General features: G+C 65.7%; 13 protein-coding genes and 1 pseudogene. 12 read left to right on the forward strand and 2 right to left on the reverse strand.

Features of this window, described 5'->3' with window-relative positions; genetic code table 11:
• The first annotated feature begins 294 nt into the window (after positions 1-294).
• On the forward strand, positions 295-1,353 hold the full coding sequence (aroG, locus tag NX782_RS22780) for a 3-deoxy-7-phosphoheptulonate synthase AroG (RefSeq protein ID WP_258847780.1): 1,059 nt from the start codon (positions 295-297) through the stop codon (positions 1,351-1,353).
• Between the two features lie 6 nt (positions 1,354-1,359).
• On the opposite strand, the gene NX782_RS22785 is transcribed toward aroG, so the two are convergent.
• A complete protein-coding gene (locus NX782_RS22785) occupies positions 1,360-2,154 on the reverse strand; it encodes an AraC family transcriptional regulator (protein WP_258847781.1) in 795 nt (264 codons plus the stop codon).
• A gap of 80 nt (positions 2,155-2,234) precedes the next feature.
• Here NX782_RS22785 and mrdA point away from each other — a divergent pair, with 80 nt between their 5' ends.
• Genes mrdA through NX782_RS22800 form a run of 3 tightly spaced genes read left to right on the forward strand, consistent with a single transcriptional unit; the run spans position 2,235 to position 7,079 of the window.
• Positions 2,235-4,109 carry a penicillin-binding protein 2 gene (gene mrdA / locus NX782_RS22790; RefSeq protein ID WP_258847782.1) on the forward strand — a complete coding sequence of 625 codons (1,875 nt, stop codon included), beginning with the start codon at positions 2,235-2,237 and terminating at the stop codon, positions 4,107-4,109.
• Positions 4,102-5,880: a peptidoglycan D,D-transpeptidase FtsI family protein gene (locus NX782_RS22795; protein WP_258847783.1), complete on the forward strand. Its 1,779-nt coding sequence runs from the start codon at positions 4,102-4,104 to the stop codon at positions 5,878-5,880. The genes mrdA and NX782_RS22795 overlap by 8 nt, the downstream gene beginning before the upstream one ends.
• 2 nt (positions 5,881-5,882) lie before the next feature.
• Positions 5,883-7,079, forward strand: coding sequence for an MFS transporter (locus NX782_RS22800; RefSeq protein WP_370661828.1), 1,197 nt, complete (start codon positions 5,883-5,885; stop codon positions 7,077-7,079).
• A 94-nt stretch (positions 7,080-7,173) separates the two neighbouring features.
• Here the strand turns inward: NX782_RS22800 and NX782_RS22805 are convergent, their stop codons facing one another.
• Positions 7,174-9,948, reverse strand: coding sequence for a TonB-dependent receptor (locus NX782_RS22805; RefSeq protein WP_258847784.1), 2,775 nt, complete (start codon positions 9,946-9,948; stop codon positions 7,174-7,176).
• Between the two features lie 318 nt (positions 9,949-10,266).
• Between NX782_RS22805 and NX782_RS22810 the strand changes: the two genes are divergently transcribed.
• From NX782_RS22810 to rluB, 8 genes and pseudogenes are all read left to right on the forward strand, one after another.
• Entirely contained in the window at positions 10,267-11,205 is a 939-nt protein-coding gene (locus tag NX782_RS22810) for an ABC transporter permease (protein ID WP_258847785.1), read from the forward strand.
• Positions 11,206-11,239: 34 nt separating this feature from the next.
• Positions 11,240-12,256 carry an ABC transporter permease gene (locus NX782_RS22815; protein ID WP_370661829.1) on the forward strand — a complete coding sequence of 339 codons (1,017 nt, stop codon included), beginning with the start codon at positions 11,240-11,242 and terminating at the stop codon, positions 12,254-12,256.
• 7 nt (positions 12,257-12,263) lie between these two features.
• Positions 12,264-13,952, forward strand: coding sequence for an ABC transporter ATP-binding protein (locus NX782_RS22820; RefSeq protein ID WP_258847786.1), 1,689 nt, complete (start codon positions 12,264-12,266; stop codon positions 13,950-13,952).
• Between the two features lie 154 nt (positions 13,953-14,106).
• Complete coding sequence (locus NX782_RS22825) at positions 14,107-15,345, forward strand: Gfo/Idh/MocA family protein (protein WP_258847787.1); 1,239 nt, start codon at positions 14,107-14,109, stop codon at positions 15,343-15,345.
• Positions 15,346-15,360: 15 nt separating this feature from the next.
• Entirely contained in the window at positions 15,361-16,314 is a 954-nt protein-coding gene (locus NX782_RS22830) for a DedA family protein/thiosulfate sulfurtransferase GlpE (protein WP_258847788.1), read from the forward strand.
• Positions 16,315-16,469: 155 nt separating this feature from the next.
• Positions 16,470-17,510, forward strand: a complete 1,041-nt coding sequence (locus NX782_RS22835; protein WP_258847789.1) for a glucokinase — start codon at positions 16,470-16,472, stop codon at positions 17,508-17,510.
• Positions 17,511-17,901: 391 nt separating this feature from the next.
• Positions 17,902-18,525: pseudogene (scpB, locus tag NX782_RS22840) on the forward strand (SMC-Scp complex subunit ScpB); the annotation flags it as partial.
• A 22-nt stretch (positions 18,526-18,547) separates the two neighbouring features.
• Positions 18,548-20,626, forward strand: a complete 2,079-nt coding sequence (rluB, locus tag NX782_RS22845) for a 23S rRNA pseudouridine(2605) synthase RluB (protein WP_258847823.1) — start codon at positions 18,548-18,550, stop codon at positions 20,624-20,626.
• Positions 20,627-20,887: the final 261 nt, after the last annotated feature.

The following is a 20,887-nucleotide window of genomic DNA, read 5'->3' on the forward strand; positions in this document are numbered from 1 at the left end:
GCATGCGGCGATAGACTGTCTTCTTCCCGCAACTGATCGACTCAAAAGAGCTTTACACGCAGCGGATAAAGAGCTTGCCAATGCTCATATATTGTTGCTATAGTCAGTCGGACCATCCCGGACAACGCCATGCGCCATACTGCCTTCTTTACCTTTTATTTTTGGTTTAGCCATTCCAGCCCGACGGCGGTGGAGTAGCGGCAGGTTCACGCGACAGCAGAACGAAGTCCGACGCAAAATTCCAGAAAAACCGCCAGCAATGGCGGTTTTTCTTTTTCAACATGGAGAAACGCAATGCCCCGCACCGACGATCTACGCATCCGCGAAATGAAGGAACTGACGCCGCCGTCGCACCTGATCCGCGAGTTTCCGGTGACGCCGGCCGCCGAGCAGACCGCCGCCTCGGCGCGGATTGCGCTGCACCGCATCCTGCACGGCCAGGACGACCGCCTGATAGTGGTGGTCGGCCCATGCTCGATCCATGATCCGAAGGCCGCGATGGAGTACGCGCGCCGCCTGGCCGAGCAGCGCGAACGCTTCAAGGGCGAGCTCGAGGTCGTGATGCGCGTGTACTTCGAAAAGCCGCGCACCACCGTCGGCTGGAAGGGGATGATCAACGACCCCTACATGGACAACAGCTTCCGCATCAACGACGGCCTGCGCATGGCGCGCGAGCTGCTGCGCGACATCAACGAGCTGGGCCTGCCGGCCGGCACCGAATTCCTCGACGTGATCAGCCCGCAGTACATCGCCGATCTGGTGAGCTGGGGCGCGATCGGCGCCCGCACCACCGAGTCGCAGGTGCACCGCGAACTGGCTTCCGGCCTGTCCTGCCCGGTCGGTTTCAAGAACGGGACCGACGGCAACATCAAGATCGCGGCCGACGCCATCAAGGCCGCCTCGCAGCCGCACCATTTCCTCTCGGTGACCAAGGGCGGCCACTCGGCGATCGTCTCGACCGCGGGCAACGAGGATTGCCACATCATCCTGCGCGGCGGCAAGACCCCGAACTACGACGCCGCCAGCGTCGAGGAAGCCTGCCGCCAGCTGGCCGCCAATGGTCTGGCCAGCCGCCTGATGATCGACGCTTCGCACGCGAACTCGAGCAAGAATCCGCAGAACCAGGTGCCGGTGTGCGCCGACATCGCCAGCCAGCTGGCAAACGGCGACGACCGCATCGTCGGCGTGATGATCGAATCCCACCTGGTGGGCGGGCGCCAGGACCTGGTGCCGGGCCAGGAGCTGACCTATGGCCAGTCGGTCACCGACGGCTGCATCGACTGGGACACCAGCGTCGGCGTGCTGGAAGGGCTGGCGGCGGCGGTGCGCAAGCGCCGCCTGCGCCAGGACTGATTCCCCTCAGGGGAAAGCTTCGCCGGGCGTGACCCCGGTGAACAGGCGGAACGCGGCAATGAAGGCCGACATGCTGTCGTAACCGCAAGCGATCGCGACGTCCGTGACGCGATCGCCGCGCTCGAGCATCGGCAAGGCGACCAGGATGCGCAGGCGCTGGCGCCAGGCCCGGAAGGTCAGGCCGGTCTGTTGAACGAACAGGCGGCTCAGGGTCTTTTCGGACACGCCGAAGCGCTGCGCATGGTCCGACAGCCGCTTGTCGTTTTCCGGATGCGCCTCGAGCTCGCGGCAGATCTTGCGCAGCCTGGCATCGCTGGGCCAGGGCACGGCAAGATCGGCTTCCGGCGCACTGCCCAGCTGATCGAGCAGCACGCCGACCAGCCGCCCATGCTCGCCTTCCTCGTCATACTCGACCGGGTAGCCGCTGAAGGTGCGGATCAGTTCCCGCAACAAGGGCGTGACCTCCACCACCCGGCATCCTGCGCCACCGCCCATCAATGCCTCCGGCCTGACGTACAGGCTGCGTATTTCCGTTCCTTCGAAACGGTGGACGGCGTGCGCCACACCCGCCGGAATCCAGATCGCGTGCAGCGGCGGCGCCATGTAGCGGGCGGTGTCCGTGATGACCTCGACCACGCCGCGCGCGGCATACGACAGCTGCGCCCACGGATGGCGATGACGCTGGCCGATGGCGCGGTTGGGCAAACCGTCGATGTGCCCATAGACCGGACGCGGCAGGCTGCGCAAGGCGTGCAAGGCCTGGATTTCGGACGATTGTGTGTCCGTTTGGCGATGTTTCATATCTGATTAGCGTTAAACTTCTCGAAACCGCTACGCTACAGTACCCGTCATCGATTCACAACGGGTGGTGCAAGGGCAGGATGACGGAAATAAGGGACGCGCTGGCAGAACTGCGGCGATTCAAACAACGCCTGCTGATGCTGTTCGCGCTGGTGTTCGCCGGCTTCAGTCTGCTGGCGGCCCGCCTGGTCTGGCTGCAGGTGCTCAGGCACGACAAGTACGTGGCCCAGGCCGAGGACAACCGCATCGCACTGGTGCCGATCGTCCCGAACCGAGGCCTGATCCTCGACCGCAATGGCGTGGTCCTGGCCAGCAACTACTCGGCCTACACGCTCGAGATCACGCCCTCGAAGCTGGAAGCGAACATGGATTCGGTGATCGACGAGCTGTCCAAGCTGGTCACCATCGAAGCCAAGGACCGCAAGCGCTTCAAGCGTCTGCTGGAAGAGTCGAAGAACTTCGCCAGCGTGCCGATCCGCACCCGCCTGACCGACGACGAAGTCGCGCGCTTCACCGCGCAGCGCTTCCGTTTCCCGGGCGTCGAGGTGCAGGCGCGCCTGTTCCGCCAGTACCCGCTGGGCGAGATCGCTTCGCACGTGCTGGGCTACATCGGCCGCATCAACCAGAAAGAAGCCAAGGCGATCGAAGAAGGCGAGGACGCGGCCAACTACAACGGCACCGACCATATCGGCAAGGAAGGCCTGGAGAAGAGCTACGAGAAGCAGCTGCATGGCGTGACCGGTTACGAGGAAGTCGAACGCTCGGCCGGCGGCCGCGCGATCCGCACGCTGTCGCGTACGGACCCGAAGCCGGGCACGAACCTGGTGCTGTCGATCGACATCGAGCTGCAGAAGGTGATCGAAGCCGCCTTCGGCGACTTCCGCGGCGCGCTGGTCGCGATCGAGCCGGAAACCGGCGACGTGCTGGCTTACGTGTCGCGGCCGGGCTTCGACCCCAACCTGTTCGTCGACGGTATCGACGCGCAGAGCTGGAACGAGCTGAATACCTCGCTCGACCGTCCGCTGATGAACCGCCCGCTGTCGGGCACCTATCCGCCCGGCTCGACCTTCAAGCCCTTCATGGCGCTGGCCGCCCTCGAACTGGGCAAGCGCAGGCCGGAGCAGGGCATCAACGACGCCGGCTTCTACATGCTGGGCGGGCACCGCTTCAACGACGACAAACCCGGCGGCCACGGCTACGTCGACATGGCCCGTTCGATCATGATGTCCTGCGATACCTACTACTACCAGCTCGGCAACGACATGGGCATCGACGCCATCAGCGGCTTCATGCAGCAGTTCGGCTTCGGCGCGCCGACCGGCATCGACCTCGAGCACGAGAAGTCGGGCGTGCTGCCTTCGCAGGCCTGGAAGAGGGCGCGCTTCAAGGGCGCGGCCGGGCGCTGGGTCGGCGGCGATACCATCTCGGTCAGCATCGGCCAGGGCTTCAACAGCTACACCATGCTGCAACTGGCGCACGCGGTCGCGACGCTGGCGAACAACGGCGTGATCATGAAGCCGCACCTGGTCAAGATCCTCGAAGACGGGGCAAGCCACCGGCGCACGCTGACGGTGCCGAAGGCATCCGGCCGCATTCCGCTCAAGCAGGAAAACATCGACATCATCAAGCGCGCCATGGTCGGCGTCACCACCGACCGCAGCGGTACCGGCTACCGGGTCTTTCGCGATGCCGCTTACCTGGTGGGCGGCAAAAGCGGCACCGCCCAGGTGGTCGGCCTGAAGGGCGCCAGGTACAACCATCACATGACGCCGGAACGCCTGCGCGACAACGCCTTGTTCACCGCTTTTGCCCCGGCCGACAAGCCGAAGATCGCGATCGCGGTGGTGGTCGAGAACGCGGGCTGGGGTTCTGCGATTGCGGGTCCGATCGTGCGCAAGGCGCTCGACTATTACCTGCTCGGGCGGCACTGGGCGGCGAAGGATGCCCATGCTTAGGAAGACGACCCAGCGCAGCCGCGTCGCCGGACGGCAGGGCCGGCCTTTCTCCGCCAATCCGCTGCTGGCCGAGAGCCTGCCGCGCTGGCGTTCCAGCCTGGTGCAGTGCGTGCTGCTGTGCGCTTTCCTGGCGCTGGCCGGGCGCGCCGCCTGGCTGCAGCTGTTCACCGGTGAATTCCTGCAGAAGCAGGGCGCTTACCGCTATGCGCGCACCCTGGAGCTGCCGGGAACGCGCGGCCGGATCCTCGACCGCGACGGCGTGATGCTCGCCGCCTCGGTGCCGGCCGTCGCGGTCTGGGCGATTCCGGAAGACCTGCGCGGCGCGGCGCCGGCCACCCTGGATGCGCTGGCGCGCCTGCTGGAGATGGATGCGGCGGACATCGCCGCGCGCCTCGCCACCGGCAAGAACTTCGTCTATCTGAAGCGGCAGGTCGATCCCGGCGTCGGACGGGCGCTGGCGGCCATGCAGATTCGCGGCATCGGCATGACGCGGGAATTCCGGCGCGTCTATCCGCAAGGCGCCGTCACCAGCCACGTCGTCGGCTTTGTCGGACGCGACGACAAGGGACTGGAAGGCTTCGAGCTGGCCCACCAGGCGCGCCTGCTCGCCAGCCCCGGCTATCGCCGCGTGATCAAGGACCGGCTCGGGAATATCGTCGAGGATGCCGGCGGCAGCGCCGAGCCGATCGCGGGACAGGATTCGGTGCTGTCGATCAGTAACAAGATCCAGTACGTCGCGTTCAAGCAGTTGAAGGAAGCCGTCGAAAAATTCCAGGCCAAGGCCGGCAGCGCGATCGTGGTCGATGCGCATACCGGAGAAATCCTGGCGCTCGCGAACTATCCGAGCTACGACCCGAACCAGCCGCCCGAGCGCAAGGGCGGCGCGCTGCGCAACAAGGCGATCACCGATATCCACGAACCGGGCTCGGTGCTGAAGACCTTCACGGTGGCGCTGGCGATCGACCGCGGCAGGGTGACGCCGGAGTCGATGATCGATACCGGCAGCGGGCGCTTCGTGATCAATGGCGCGCCGATCTCGGACACCAGCGCGCACGGCCTGATCAGCGTGAGCGACGTGCTGCGGTATTCGTCGAACATCGGGACCGCCAAGCTGGCGCTCGGCATGCAGCCCTACGACATGTGGGAGATGTTCACCCGGCTCGGCTTCGGGCAGCCGCCCCAGCTCGGCTTTCCCGGCGCGGGGGCGGGGCGGGTCCGGCCCTACAAGTCCTGGCGCCCGATCGAGCAGGCGACCATGAGCTATGGGAACGGCATCGCCGTGTCGCTGCTCCAGCTGGCCCGTGCCTACACGATCTTCACCAACGAGGGCAGGGTCATTCCGCTGACGCTGGAGAAGCACCCCGAGCGGCCGGCCGGCGCGCAGGTCATCGCGCCCGCGACCGCGCGCGCGATGCTGCGCATGCTCGAGAACGTGGTCGTCAACGGCACCGCCAGGCCGGGCGCGGTGCCCGGCTACCGGGTCGGCGGCAAGACCGGCACCGCCTACAAGGCCGAAAACGGCAAGTACAGCTTCCCGCGCAAGTACATCGCTTCCTTCGTCGGCATCGTCCCCATGTCGGCGCCGCGCTTCATCGTGGCGGTGATGATCGACGAGCCGTCCGGCCGTTTCCACTACGGCGGGCAGGTGGCCGCACCGGCTTTCGTCGGCATCGCCGCGCAAACCCTGCAGGCCGCGAACGTCGCGCCCGACGCGGGCATCGAGGATGTCATCCGCCGGGACGCCGGCACACCCGAAACCATCGAGGACTGAGCATGAGCACGACCATCGGCAAGACCATGAGCAAGACACCGGCAAGCCCCGCAGCGATCAATATTTTGTTCTCCATCGCCTTCGTGCACCTGCTGAACGATTGCGTGCAGGCGGTGCTGCCTTCGGTGTATCCGCTGCTGAAAGAGTCGTTCGCACTGAGCTTCACGCAGGTCGGGCTGATCACCCTGACGTTTCAATGCACGGCGTCGCTGCTGCAGCCGTGGATCGGTTTGTACACCGACCGCCGTCCGCTCGCCTTCCTGCTGCCGGCAGGGATGTGCGTGACGCTGGCCGGCGTGGGCCTGCTGTCGGTGGCGGACAGTTACGGCCTGCTGCTGCTTGCGGCCGGCATGATCGGTGTCGGTTCCTCGACCTTTCATCCGGAAGCCTCGCGCGTGGCGCGGCTGGCCTCGGGCGGGCGCTTCGGCTTTGCGCAGTCGCTGTTCCAGGTCGGCGGCAACGCCGGGTCGGCGCTCGGTCCTTTGCTGGCGGCCGCGATCCTGGTCGGCCGCAGCCAGGGCGGCATCGCGTGGTGCGCGCTGCTGGTGCTGCTGGCGGTGGCGCTGCTGGTCGGCATCAGCCGCTGGTACGGCCAGCAGCTCCGCCACGTGTCGGGCACGGCGGCGGCCAATGCGGCTGCGGTACTGCCGCGCGCCCGCGTCATCCGCGCGCTGGTGGTGCTGGCCATCCTGGTGTTCTCGAAGTACATCTACATGGCCAGCCTGCAGAGCTATTACACCTTCTACCTGATCGAGCGCTTCCATGTGCCCGTCGATACCGCGCAGTTGTATCTCTTCCTGTTCCTGGCCGCGGTCGCGATCGGCACCTTTGCCGGCGGCCCGATCGGCGACCGCATCGGTCGCCGGCGTGTAATCTGGGTGTCGATCCTGGGCGCCGCACCGTTCACGGTCGCGCTGCCGTATATGGACCTGTTCTGGACCGGCGTGCTGTCGGTCGCGATCGGCCTGATCATGTCGTCCGCGTTTTCGGCGATCGTGGTGTTTGCGCAGGAACTGGTGCCCGGCAAGGTCGGCATGATCGCCGGGATCTTCTTCGGGCTGATGTTCGGCATCAGCGGTATCGGCGCCGCCGCGATGGGGCATTTCGCCGACCTGGTCGGCATCGCCCAGGTGCTCAGGGCCGCTTCCTTCCTGCCGCTGCTGGGGGTGCTGGCCGCGCTGCTGCCGAAACTTGAATGAAAAACGGCGAACCGAAGTTCGCCGTTGTGCTTGAAACACTTGGACCCCCGCCTCCGCGGGGGTGACGGTGTTGAAGCGGGGGCGACGTCGTCGATTACATCGAGTAGCGCAGGCCGACCTTGAAGTAGCGGCCGATGGCGCCGCTGGCGTCCATCGGGTTGTAGCTCATGCCGCCGTAGGTCAGCGGATCCAGCGGTGCGATCTTGTCGAACAGGTTCTGGATCGAGCCGTAGATCTGCAGGTTGCGGCTGACGTTGTAGCGTGCCGACAGGTCCACGGTGGTGAACGAAGCCAGGCGGCAGTTGCCCGGGGCGTCCGAACCGTTCGCGAAGGCATTCGCGCACTTGTCGCCGGCGAAGTACACGTTCTGCATGTCGGCGCGGTAGTTGGCCGTCGCGGTCACGTTCAACTGCTGGCTGTAGTCCCACGATGCGGTGGCGCTGATCTTGTCCTTCGGCGTACCGGCGCAGTTCGAGGTGTCGCAGTTGCCGTGGGTGCCGGCGTACTGGTAGCGCGTGCCGGTCTTCTCGGCGCGCACCCACGATGCGATGTGGGTCCAGGTCAGGCCGAACACGCCGCGGCCGTAGTCGCCCAGGCGCACGCGCTGCTTGATGTCCAGGTCCACGCCCTTGATCTCGGTGAAGCTCGAGTTCTGGTAAGGCGCGTTCGACAGCAGCAGGGTGCCGGTGTTCGGGATCACGACGCCGTTCACGACCAGGTTGTTGTCGTTGCGGATCGCGGTCGGCAGGGCAGCCGCCTCGACGTAGGACAGCGGGTTGATCTCGTTTTCACGGCGGATCTTGAAGCCGTCCAGCGACAGGCTGGTGTTGACCAGCGGATCCCAGACCAGGCCCAGGGTGTAGCCCTTCGAGGTTTCCGGCTGCAGGTTCGGGTTGCCGACCTTGACCGCACCGATCGAGATCGCGCAGTCGACCGAGGTGGCGCCGCCGGCGGCCGGGACGCCGCTCGGGCAGCGGACCGGATCGCGCACCGAGGAGCTGCCGGTGCTCTGCGACTCGACGCCCGACTCGGCCGGACCCGGCGCGCGGAAGCCTTCCGAGTAGGTGCCGCGCAGGGCGAAGGTCTTCAGCGGGGTCCACTTCACGCCCACTTTCGGGGTGGTCGACGAGAAGTTCTTGTACTTGTCGTAGCGGACCGCGCCGGTCAGTTCGACGGTCTGGATGATCGGCGCGGCGACTTCCAGGAAGACTGCCGAGATGTTCTGGTCACCCTTGGCGGCAACGTAGGACGAGTTGATCGAGCCGTCGAGCGTGCCCGACAGCGACGGGTTGTCCAGCTTCTCGCGGCGGTGTTCGGCGCCGAATGCCAGGCCCAGGGCGCCGCCCGGCAGCTGCATCAGCTCGCGCGAGGCCTTGAAGTCGACGATGTCGAGCTGGGTGGTCGAGTGCGAGGTGGCGTTGGTCACCATCGCGGCGTACAGCGAGGCCGGGTTCTTGCTGGCCTGGGTGCCGATGTAGTACGGGAAGTACTGGCTGGCCGGGTTGCCCAGGGCCGCCTGCAGCACCCGCATGTTGATCATGTTGCTGTAGTTGAGGTCCAGCTCGGACTTCGAGTGCGTGTAGGCGGTGTCGAAGTCCCAGCCGTAGCGCTGGCCCTTGATACCGACCACGAAGCGGGTGAAGGCGTTGTCGGCCGAGCGGGTGCTCGGGCCGACGTCGAACATCGAGTAGCGCAGGCGCACGGCGGCGCCATACGGGTTCTGCGGGTGATTCGGCGACATCAGGATCGTGTTGCCGTAGCTGATCACGCCGGTCGGGTTGGCGGCGTTCGGCGGGAAGGCGACGGTCGAGCTGGTCGATGGCGGGGTCAGGGTGAACGAGGTGTCGCGGCGCGAGTAGCCGGCTTCCGCGTACAGCTGCAGGTCGTTGTCGAGGTTCTTGGTGAAGCGGCCGTACAGGTTGTGGCCGCCGATCTGCGGCTGCATCGAACGGAACTGGTCCTGGTACCACAGGCAGCCGCCTGCCGGGTCCTGGTTCACGACCGGCGAGAACTGCGAGCAGCCCGGCAGCGGGACGTAGTTGTTGGTCTTCGGATCGCGCAGGGCGCCGACCGGGGTCGGGCTGGAGGCGCCCGGGGTGATGTAGCCGGCGGCGAACTGGCTGTTCGCGGCATAGCCCCACGGACGGATGTCGCCCTGGCCGATCCATTTACGGTCGGCGCGGTCCTTGTTCATCAGCTCGTGGTTGCCATAGACCTCGATGTTGGTCATGACGTTGAAGCCGTCGGTGTCGAGATTGCCCTTGCCCCAGGTCAGGGTACCTTTGCCCATCTCGGCATCGCCGTATTTCGATTCGCCGGCTTCCAGCTTGGCGGTCACGCCGGTGAAGTCCTTGCGCAGGATGATGTTCACCACGCCGGCGATCGCGTCCGCGCCGTAGGTCGAGGAAGCGCCATCCTTCAGGATCTCGATGCGCTCCACCGCTTCCATCGGCACGGTCGACAGGTCGGTGAAGCTCTTCTGGCCGTCGTCGGCACGCGCGAACGGCGCCATGCGGCGGCCGTTCAGCAGCACCAGGGTCGAGGTCGCGCCCAGACCGCGCAGCGAGATCGCGGTCGAACCGGCCGCGAAGCCGTTGCCGAAGCCGGTCGGCAGCGAGCCGGCGCCGTCGGCGGTCAGGGTCTGCAGGTATTCGGCGACGGTGGTCTTGCCGGACTTGGCCAGGTCTTCACGGGTGACCACTTGTACCGGCGAGGCGGTTTCGGCGGTGGCGCGCTTGATGCTCGAGCCGGTGACTTCGACACGCTGGATGGTGCCGGACGTGGTGTCCTGGGCCATTGCAACGCTGCCGAAGGCCACGGTGGCCAGGGCGAAGGAAACTGCTTGGGCTACAGCTTTTCTTTTCAACATTACGACTCCAAGAAAGGATCTCTAAATTTCGGCCTGCACATGCATATGCTTTTTTCACGATATTTGGTATATACGTCCCACACATCGCTAACATCACATTTGACCAATTGTTGTTAAGTAAAAATTTAGTATTTTTCTACTTAGCATCTCATCAAATCATTGCTGTCCGTACAGTGTCAATATGATTCGTTCGTAACGTCTTTGTAATATTGTGTCCATACAACACTGCACGCTGCAAGCTGTGCTAGACACAGCTTTTTTTTTATCTGCAACACCTGCAATCTGGTCTATAGTTTTGCTTTTCATCCGGAATCATCGATGTTCGCTTATATCCTCCGGCGCCTGTGGCAGATGCTGCCGACCATGGCCGGCGTGGTGGTGCTGGTCTTCGTGCTGTTCAACTGGGTGGGCGGCGATCCGTCCTACCTGCTGGCCGGGAAGATGGCGGATGCGCAGGCGATCGCCGGCATCCGCGCCCAGCTCGGGCTGGACCAGCCCTGGTACGTGCAGCTCGGTATCTTCGTCAAACAAATCCTGACTTTCGACTTCGGCAATGCCTGGAGCACCGGCGAACCGGTCTCGCACATCCTGGCGACCCGGCTCGGTCCTTCGCTGACGGTGCTGGTGCCGCTGACGGTGCTGGAAACGCTGATCGGGATCGCGCTGGCGCTGGCCATCGCTTTTGTGCGCGGCTCGCTCACCGACCGCCTGGTGATGGTCGCCTGCACGGTCGGCATGTCGATCTCGATCCTGGTCTACATCATCGTGTTCCAGTACGGCCTGGCCTATAAGCTCGGCCTGTTTCCGGTGCAGGGCTGGGGCGACCATTTCCTGGAAAACCTGCTGCGCTATGCCACGCTGCCGATCCTGATCGGCCTCGCCGTGTCGGTGGCGCCGACCCTGCGTCTGTTCCGCAGCTTCGTGCTGGACGAGGCAGGGCAGGACTATGTGCGCACCGCGCGCGCCAAGGGCCTGTCGGAACGCCGCATCGTCTGGGTGCACGTGCTGAGGAATGCCGCCATCCCCATCATCACTTACGTCATGGCGAATCTGCCGGCGCTGCTGATCGGCGCCTTCCTGCTCGAGCGCTTCTTCGGCATCCCCGGCATCGGGCGCGAGGTGATCCTGGCGGTCGAGCGCAGCGACTTCCCGGTGATCAAGGCGATCACGGTGTATGTGGCCGCCGCCACCATGGTGTTCAACCTGCTGGCCGACCTGATGTACCAGGCGGTGGACCCACGAGTGCAACTCAAATAAGCAGCTGACACAACAGCTCAAGTGAGCAACTGAAATGAATCAAATGATCGAAAACGCTTCGCCCGGCCTGTGGGCGCTCGCCTGGCGCCGCCTGCGCGCCGACCGCATCGCCATGGGTGCGCTGGCGGTGGTGCTGCTGTTCCTGCTGTCGGTGCTGTTGTCGAGCACCGGCCTGGTGGCCGCCGACTGGGAAGACGAGGTGGCGGTGAACTATGCGCCGCCTTCCTTCGTCGGTCCGGATCCAGCGCTCGCCGCGCTGGCGCGTCCGCCCGCGCCGGTGCCGCCGAACGCCTTCGATCCGCTGGCGGCCGATCTGTCCGCGCTGAAGGCGGAACTGGCGCAGAAAGGCCATGCCGCGCAGGCGGTGAAAGCGGCCACCTTGCCCTTCGGCGCCGATAAGTGGGGCCACGACATCCTCAAGAAGACCATCAAGGGCGGCCAGACCTCGATCGTGGTCGGCCTGGTGGCGGCGCTGGTGGCGGTGGCGCTGGGCACCCTGTTCGGCGCCATCTCCGGCTTCTATGGCGGCAAGGTCGACGATCTGTTCAACTGGTTCTACAGCATCTTCACCTCGATTCCCTCGATCCTGATGATCCTGACGGTGGCGGCGGTGCTGCAGACCCGCGGCGTGCTGACCATCGTGCTGATCCTCGGCCTGACCGGCTGGACCGGCCCCTATCGCCTGATCCGCGCCGAGTACATCAAGCACAAGGCGCGCGAGTACGTGATGGCGGCCGACGCCATCGGCGCGTCGGGCTGGCGGCGCATGTTCTCGCATATCCTGCCGAATGTCTCGCACGTGGCGCTGGTGCAGATGTCGATCCTGGTGGTCGGCTTCATCAAGGCCGAGGTCATCCTGTCCTTCCTGGGTTTTGGCGTGCCGGTGGGGACCGTGTCCTGGGGCAGCATGCTGAACGAGGCGCAGAATGAGCTCATCCTCGGCAAGTGGTGGCAGCTGGCCGCCGCCGCGAGCGCGATGGCGATGCTGGTGACGGCGTTCTCCCTGTTTGCCGATGCGCTGCGCGATGCGCTCGATCCGAAATTGAAGTGAGTTCTCTATGACCGTTGATCAGCCATTGCTGGAGGTACGTGACCTGCGCGTCTCCTTCCGCATCGATAAGAAGAACACCTTCGAAGCGGTGAAGGGCATCTCCTTCAGCCTGCCGCAGAACGCCACCGTGGCCCTGGTCGGCGAATCCGGCAGCGGCAAGTCGGTCAGCTCGCTGGCCGTGATGGGCCTGCTGCCGCGGGAGACGACCGTCATCCACGAGGGTTCCTCGATCCGCTTCGACGGCCGCGAGCTGCTCGGGCAATCGGTCGACGCGCGGCGCAAGCTGTGCGGGAAGGACATCGCGATGATCTTCCAGGAGCCGATGTCTTCGCTGAACCCGGTGTTCACGGTCGGCTTCCAGATCGGCGAGGTGCTGCGCCTGCACCTGGGCATGAACAAGCGGGAGGCGCGCGCCCGCACGCTGGCGCTGCTGGAGGAAGTCGGCATCCCCGACCCGGCCAACAAGATCGATGCCTACCCGAGCCAGATGTCGGGCGGCCAGCAGCAGCGCGTGATGATCGCGATGGCGATCGCCTGCGAGCCGCGCCTCCTGATCGCCGACGAGCCGACCACCGCGCTGGACGTGACGATCCAGAAGCAGATCATGGAGCTGATCGCGCGCCTGCAGAAGAAGCACCGGATGTCGGTGCTCTTCATTACCCACGACCTGGGGCTGGTAGGCGAGATTGCCGACCGCGTGATCGTGATGCGCCATGGCGAGGTGCGCGAGGAGGGGGCCGCATCCCAGGTGTTGAACGCGCCCGCCGATGCCTACACGCGGGCGCTGCTGCATTGCCGGCCGAAGCTGGACGAGCGGCCGGTGCGCCTGCCCGTCATCGACGATGTGCTGAGCGGGCGCCTGGCCTTCGATGCCGCCTTGCCGCAGCGGGCGCGCGGGTATGCTCTCGATGACGACAATGTGCTGGTGGTCGAGGGGCTGCAAAAGAGTTTTTATTTGCGCGAAGGCCTGTTCGGCAAGCGCGAGTTCAAGGCCGTGAAGGACGTGTCCTTTACGCTGCCGCGCGGGAAGACCCTGGGTGTGGTCGGCGAATCCGGCTCCGGCAAGACCACGGTCGGCCTGACGCTGCTGCGCCTGCACCGCGCCACCGGCGGCCGCGCCCTGTTCGAGGGCCGCGACCTGCTGGCGATGAGCGACCGCGAGTACCAGGCGTATAAACGGCGCATCCAGATCATCTTCCAGAATCCGTATGCCTCGCTGAACCCGCGCTTCACGGTCGGGCAGATCCTGCTGGAGCCGATGCGCATCCACCGCATCGGCGCCAACGACGCCGAACGGGTCGAGCATGCGCACTATCTGCTGAAGCGCGTGGGACTGCCGGCGCAGGCCTTCCACCGCTATCCGCACGAATTCTCCGGCGGCCAGCGCCAGCGCATCGCGATCGCGCGCTGCCTGACGATGAAGCCGGAGATCCTGGTGTGCGACGAATCGGTGTCGGCGCTGGACGTCTCGGTCCAGGCCCAAGTGCTGAACCTGCTGCAGGACCTGCAGGACGAGTACAGGATGAGCTACATCTTCATCTCGCACGACCTGTCGGTGGTGAAGTACATCTCGGACCGCGTGATGGTCATGCACCACGGCAGCGTGGTCGAAATGGCCGACTCGGACGAGCTCTACCGCAACCCCCAGCACCCCTACACCCAAACCCTGCTGGCCGCCATCCCGCGCGGCGCCTGAGCTTGATATAAATAAAACCGGGGTCAGACACCGATTTTGGGCAATTGCCAAAATTTGGTGTCTGACCCCGGTTTGCTTAAAGTCAAACTGGCGCTGGTGTTCAACATCGCGTGTGATCATGCGCTCAATTTCGTCATTTCAGAGAGCGCGATCCATGAAACAGAACCAGCCTCAGCGCCGGGACTTCCTGCGCTACATGGGCACCCTTGCCGCCTTGTCCGCCCCCGCGATGCAGGCTGCTGCCGCCGAGAAGGACAAGGTGTCGTTCCCGCCGATCTACGCCAAGTCCGAGAAGCCGGAAAAGGGCGAGCCGCCGGCCGATCCGATGAGCGAGCGGGTCGGCGTCGCCATCGTCGGCCTGGGGCGTATCGCGGTCGAGGAGATGCTGCCGGCCTTTGCCGAAAGCAAGCATGCGAAGCCGGTCGCCCTGGTCAGCGGCGATCGCGCCAAGGCGCTCAAGATCGCGCGCCAGTACAACATCCTTGACACCGCCATCCTCGACTATAAGGAGTACGACCGGCTGGCGCAGATGCCGGAAGTGCAGGGCGTCTATATCGCGCTGCCGAACAGCATGCACGCCGAGTACACGGTGCGCGCCGCGCGCGCCGGCAAGCATGTGCTGTGCGAAAAGCCGATGGCCAACACGGTGGCCGAGTGCCAGCAGATGATCGACGCCTGCAAGAAAGCCGGCAAGAAGCTGATGATCGCCTACCGCAGCCAGTACGAGCCGATGGACCGCGCGCTGGTCAGGATGGTCAAGGACAAGAAGCTGGGCGCGCTGAAGGAATTCAGCTCAGTGAATTCGCAGAACATGGGCGACCCCCAGCACTGGCGCCTGAAGCGCGCGCTGGCGGGCGGCGGGGCGCTGCCGGACGTCGGCCTGTACTGCATCAACGCCGCGCGTTTTCTGTCCGGCGAAGAACCGGTCGAGGTGATCGGCAACACCTGGTCGACGCCGGGCGACGCCCGCTTCCGCGAAGTCGAGGAATCCTGCCAGTTCATCCTGCGCTTCCCCAGCGGCTTCATCGCCAGCTGCAGCACCAGCTACGCCGCGCACAAGTCGCAGTTCTTCCGCCTGAACGGCGCCGATGCCTGGGCCGAGATGGACCCGGCCTACGCCTACCACGGCCTGAAGCTGAAAGTCTCGCGCGTGGTCGACGGCAAGGAGCAGGCCGCCGACATGCAGATCGAGGAAAAGAACCAGTTCGCGGCCGAGCTGGATCACTTCGCCCAGTGCGTGCAGCAGAACAAGGACGTCCACACGCCGGGCGAGGAGGGCCTGCAGGACCAGCGCATCATCGAGGCGATCTACGAGTCGGCGCGCACGCACCGCCCGGTCAGGCTGAGCGCGCCGGGCAAGACGCGCGGACCGGAGCCGCAGCAGGATTCGTAAGTTAATATAGAGGGCATGGCCCAGCTCTCGCACCTCATCCATGTGTATGGCGCACTGATCGTGTTCGGCATTGTGCTGCTCGAACAGATCGGGCTGCCGATTCCGGCTTTTCCGCTGCTGATCATCGCGGGGGCGCTGGCGGTCGACAAGGGCGCCAACTGGCCGCTGTTCCTAGGGGCCAGCGTCGTGGCCTGCCTGATCAGCGATTATTTCTGGTTCCGCGCCGGCCGCTTCTATGGCAAGCGCGTGCTGCGCCTGCTGTGCAAGATTTCACTGTCGCCGGATTCCTGCGTCAGCCAGACCGAAGACAATTTCACGCGCTGGGGCGCGAAATCGCTGGTGGTCGCCAAGTTCATCCCCGGCTTCAATACCATCGCGCCGCCGCTGGCCGGGGCGATGGGCACCAGCACCCAGCGTTTCCTGTGGCTCTCGGTGGCCGGCGGCCTGCTGTGGAGCGGCGTCGGCATGGGGCTGGGCGCCTGGTTCCACGGCAGCGTCGACGACGTGATCGCCTGGTTCGAGACCCTCGGCAGCACCGCGCTGATGGTGGTCGGGGCCTTGCTGGCCGTGTTCGTGTTGCTCAAGTACATAGAGCGGCGTCGCAATCTCGGCGCCGCCGACCTGCCGCGCATCACGCCCGACGAACTCAAGAGTTTGCTGGAAGCCGGCCACGACCCCCTGATCGTCGATGCCCGCGGCGTCACCGCGCGCCAGCTGGAAGCGGGCATCCCCGGCGCGCTGGTCTACGGCGACGCCGAGCCGGCACGCCTGATGGCCAGTCTCGACCGCGAACGCCACATCGTGGTCTATTGCACCTGCCCGAACGACGTTACCGCGGCGCAGGTCGCGAAAACCTTCATCGCCAACGGTTTTCACCGCGCCCGTCCGCTGCGCGGCGGCCTCGACGCCTGGAACGCACATTGCGCGACAGGGCAGGCCGAGGTCGAGCTGAAGCCGAAAGTGAACTAATTTCGGACATTTGGTAGCTCGACTACTCCCTAAATGTCGCGGATTCTCACCGAATTCCCCCGGCAAATCGGTTCTCTGTACCTAAACTACAATAAAGGCTTGCGCGCAAGCCAATAAATCCTTAAGCTTGGGGAATCTGTTTCCGAGCTTTCATCATGACCGTTGCACCTGCTTCCCCGACTCTCCAGCCGTCCGCCGCACCCTTGAGCCCGGCGCCCGGACACACCAGCCCGCGCCTGCTCGCCGACATCGGCGGCACCAACGCGCGCTTCGCGCTGGAACTGGGGCCGGGGCGCATCGAGCGGATCGAAGTGCTGGCCTGCGCCAGCCACGCGACCCTGGGCGAGGCGATGCGCGCCTACCTGGCGATGCCGGCCGTTGCCGCGGCCGGCGCGGTGCGCCATGCGGCCATCGCGATCGCCAATCCGGTGATGGGCGACATGGTGCGCATGACCAATCACCACTGGGAATTCTCGATCGAGGCGCTGCGCCGCGAGTGCGGCTTCGATACCTTTGTCGTGGTGAACGATTTCGAGGCGCTGGCGATGGCGTTGCCCTGGCTGGGCGCGGCCGACAAGGTGCAGGTCGGCGGCGGTGCGCCGGTGGCTGGCGCGCCGATCGGCCTGCTGGGCGCTGGCACCGGCCTCGGTGTGTCGGGCCTGGTCCCGGCGCCGGACGGCAAAAGCTGGACTGCGCTGCGCAGCGAGGGCGGCCACGTCACCTTCGCGCCGGCCAACGAGACCGAGGTCGCGATCCTGCAATACGCCTGGCGCGAATTCGAGCACGTCTCGGCCGAGCGTTTCCTGTCCGGCGCCGGCGTCGAGCTGATCTACCGCGCGCTGGCGCAGTTGCGCGGCGCCGCCGAGCCAGCCCTGGAGGCGCCGGAGATTTCGCGCCGCGCCCTGGCCGGCGCCTGCGCGCTGTGCGAGGAAGTCGTCGACGTCTTCTGCGGCATGCTGGGCACGGTGGCCGGCAACCTGGCCGTTACCCTCGGCGCGCAGGGTGGCGTGTACATCGGCGGCGGCATCGTGCCGCGCCTGGGCGAGCGCTTCGCCCACTCCTGCTTCCGTCGCCGCTTCGAACAGAAGGGCCGCTTTGCCGGCTATCTGGCGGCGGTGCCGACCTATGTGATCACCGCCGAATACCCGGCCTTCCTGGGTGTTTCCGCGATCCTGGCCGCGCGCCTGGGCGCTTGAGCCGCGCCCGGCTGGCGGCTGTCGCACGTTCGGCTGTACACCGCTTGTCCCTTTCCGGGTTTTATCGGGTACAATGGCCGCCAATCGGTAGAAATGAGTCGTTCGCTTTCCTGGCACGCCCGGAGCCTTGCCTCCACAGCCTGGTTTCCCTCCTGCGCCAGCAGCGCCGTTTCTCCTGAAAGTCAACCTTGCAGTCCGCTTTCCGGCGGCTGCCGCGTGGCCGGCCTCAAGCCCCACGCTATTCCGCCCGGTTCTTGCGCCGGGCCACGGAACCCAGTTTCAACGCGTGCTGTCTCATCCGGGCGTAAGCGCCTGTGTCGCTGCAACGACACGTCGTGACGGCGCATTGTGGCCGCTGAGCCGGTTGTGTTTGATTTTTTTCTTTGCCGTTATGAACACTGATGAGGCCAAGAAGGTCCTCGAAACTGCCTTGCTGTGCGCACGCGAGCCGCTGACGATCCACGGCATGAAGAAGCTGTTCGCCGACGTCGATGCGAACGGCAGGCAGATCGGCGTGGGCGTGGGCGCCGACACGATCAAGATCCTGCTCGAAGAATTGCGCCACGACTGGCAGGACCGCGGCATCGAAATCGTCAGCCTGGCATCCGGCTGGCGCTTTCAGAGCCGGCCCGAGATGAAGCCTTACCTCGACCGGATCGCACCGGAAAAGCCGCCGAAATACTCGCGCGCAACGCTGGAAACGTTGGCGATCATCGCCTACCGCCAGCCGGTCACGCGCGGCGACATCGAAGAAATCCGCGGGGTGGCCGTCAACTCGCAGACGATCAAGATGCTGGAAGACCGGGGCTGGATCGACGTGATCGGCCACCGCGAAGTGCCGGGACGTCCGGCCCTGCTGGGCACGACCCGGCAGTTTCTCGACGATTTGGGCCTGGCCTCACTGTCGCAATTGCCGCCTCTCCAGCAGGTGGCGGACGGCACCGAAGGGCGCAGCCTGGCAGCGCTGGAAGCGGCCCTGCAACAATTTGATGAACACGAACCTGCGCCCGCAACCGGCGAATAAGTAAAAACGAATGATGAATCCAACCGACACCAACGAGACGACCCCTGCCGCCGAGGCAGGACCGGAGACGGCAGCCAAGCCGAAGCGCCGCACGCGTGCGCCGGCCGCCGCCGAGGGCGCGCAGCCCGAAGCCGCCGCTGAGGCAAAGCCGAAACGCACCCGCAAAGCCGCCGCCAAGCCGGAAGGCGAGGCTGCTGCGCAAGCAGACACCCAGGCCGCGCCGGCGCCCGCCGAGCAGGCCGCCAAGCCGGCCCGCAAGCCGCGCGCCAAGAAGGCCGATGCCGCTGCGCAGACCGATGCTGCACCGGCTGCCGACGCCGCGCCGGCCGCACCGGTTGCACCTGCCGCACCGGCACCTGCGCCCGCTGCTGCGCAAGCCGAGGGCAGCGCTGAAGAGGGCGCCCAGCGCAAGCCGCGCGGTCCGCGCCAGATGCGCGAGCAGCGCCAGGTGCGTGAAGCACGCCAGCCGCGTCCGCAGGCCGATGTCGCCGATACGGTCGACGCCGCCGTCGCCCAGCAGCCGGCCCAGGCCGACGCCGTCCTGGCAGCCGGACAGGCCGGCGAGCAAGCCGGCGAACCGCGCAACGGCCAGCGCAACGAGCAGCGCCGCGACGCGCGCCAGGGCCAGAAGAAAGGCAAGAAAGGCCAGCAGCGCGGCCAGCAGGCCCAGCCGGGTCAGCAAGCCCAGCCGGGTCAACCGGGCCAGGGTCAGGGCCAGCAGGCTCCGCAGCAAGGGAAGCAACAGCAGGGCCGCAACAAGAATGCCAAGGGCGGCAAGGACGCCAAGGGCGGCAAGGCGAACGATGCCGACGCCGTGTTCTCCTTCGTCACCTCGGGCGATTTCGACGCCTTCGAGGGCGGCCGTGGCCAGGCCAAATCGTCGACCGCACGCCGCGACCTGACCGCCGACGACGACGCGCCGAAGCTGCACAAGGTGCTGGCCGAGGCTGGCCTGGGTTCGCGTCGCGACATGGAAGAGCTGATCATCGCCGGCCGTGTGTCGGTGAACGGCGAGCCGGCCCACATCGGCCAGCGCATCCTGCCGACCGACGCCGTGCGCATCAACGGCAAGCTGCTGCAGCGCCGCGTGAACAACAACAAGCCGCCGCGCGTGCTGGTGTACCACAAGCCGGCCGGCGAAATCGTCAGCGCGGACGATCCGGAAGGCCGTCCGTCGGTGTTCGACCGCCTGCCGACCATGAAAGCCGGCAAGTGGCTGGCCGTCGGCCGCCTCGACTTCAATACCGAAGGCCTGCTGCTGTTCACCAATTCCGGTGACCTGGCGAACCGCCTGATGCACCCGCGCTACAACATCGACCGCGAATACGCCGTGCGCACGCTGGGCGAGCTGGAAGAAGGCATGCGCCAGAAGCTGCTGGCCGGCGTCGAGCTGGAAGACGGCCTGGCCTCCTTCACCAAGATCGCCGACGGCGGCGGCGAAGGCGTGAACCGCTGGTACCGCGTGGTGATCGGCGAAGGCCGCAACCGCGAGGTGCGCCGCATGTTCGAGGCGGTCGGCCTGACCGTCTCGCGCCTGATCCGTACCCGTTACGGCGCGATGACCCTGCCGACCGGCCTGAAGCGCGGCCGCTGGGAAGAGCTGGAAGAAAACGACGTCCGCAACTTCATGACTGCCTTCGGCATCGAGAAGAAGGGCGGCGCCGGTCAGGGCCAGGGGCAAGGCAAGGGCCAGGGGCAGAAGCAGGGCGGCAGGGAGCGCGGGCAGGAGCCTAACGGCAACCGCATCGATCGCGCCGATGCCAATCGCAATGTCGATCCCTTCGGTCCGCCGGTAACCCGCGTCGGCACCCAGCAGGGCGGACGTGGCATGGGCGGCTTCGGCGGCCAGAGCGGTCGTCCCGGCAGCCAGGGCGGACGCCCGGGCGGCTTCGGTGGCGGTCAGAACGGTCAGGGCGGCAAGAACGCTCGTGGCGGTGCGAATGGCCAGGGCCGCAGCGGCGGCAGCAAAGGTCCGCGCCAGCCGGACCCGCTGCAGACCACCTTCGGCTTTGCCGGCACCAGCCAGAACCGCCGTCCGCAAGGGCCGCGCGTCAGCGATAGCGGCATGCCGCGCCGCGGCCGCAGGGGTTAATTGCACGTCGCCGGGGCGATGTTAACGCGCGAAAAAAGCGCTTTCTTCATCGCTCTGGCAGCTAAAGGTGTAAACTGTTGCATACCTGTTCATTTTGCAGTGTAGCGATTGCGGGCTGTCCTGTATCGGGTTATAATTCGCAACCAATTAAAGTTCTTCCCGGCGTTTTGTTTGGTGCAGACACTTTCATCTGGTTGGAAATATAAGAAGATGGGCAGTTGCCCATTTTTTTTTTGTTGAATCGTTTTATGAGGTCCGGCC

Origin of the sequence: Massilia norwichensis (assembly GCF_024753245.1) — a bacterium.
In the GTDB taxonomy this organism is placed as follows: domain Bacteria; phylum Pseudomonadota; class Gammaproteobacteria; order Burkholderiales; family Burkholderiaceae_D; genus Telluria; species Telluria norwichensis.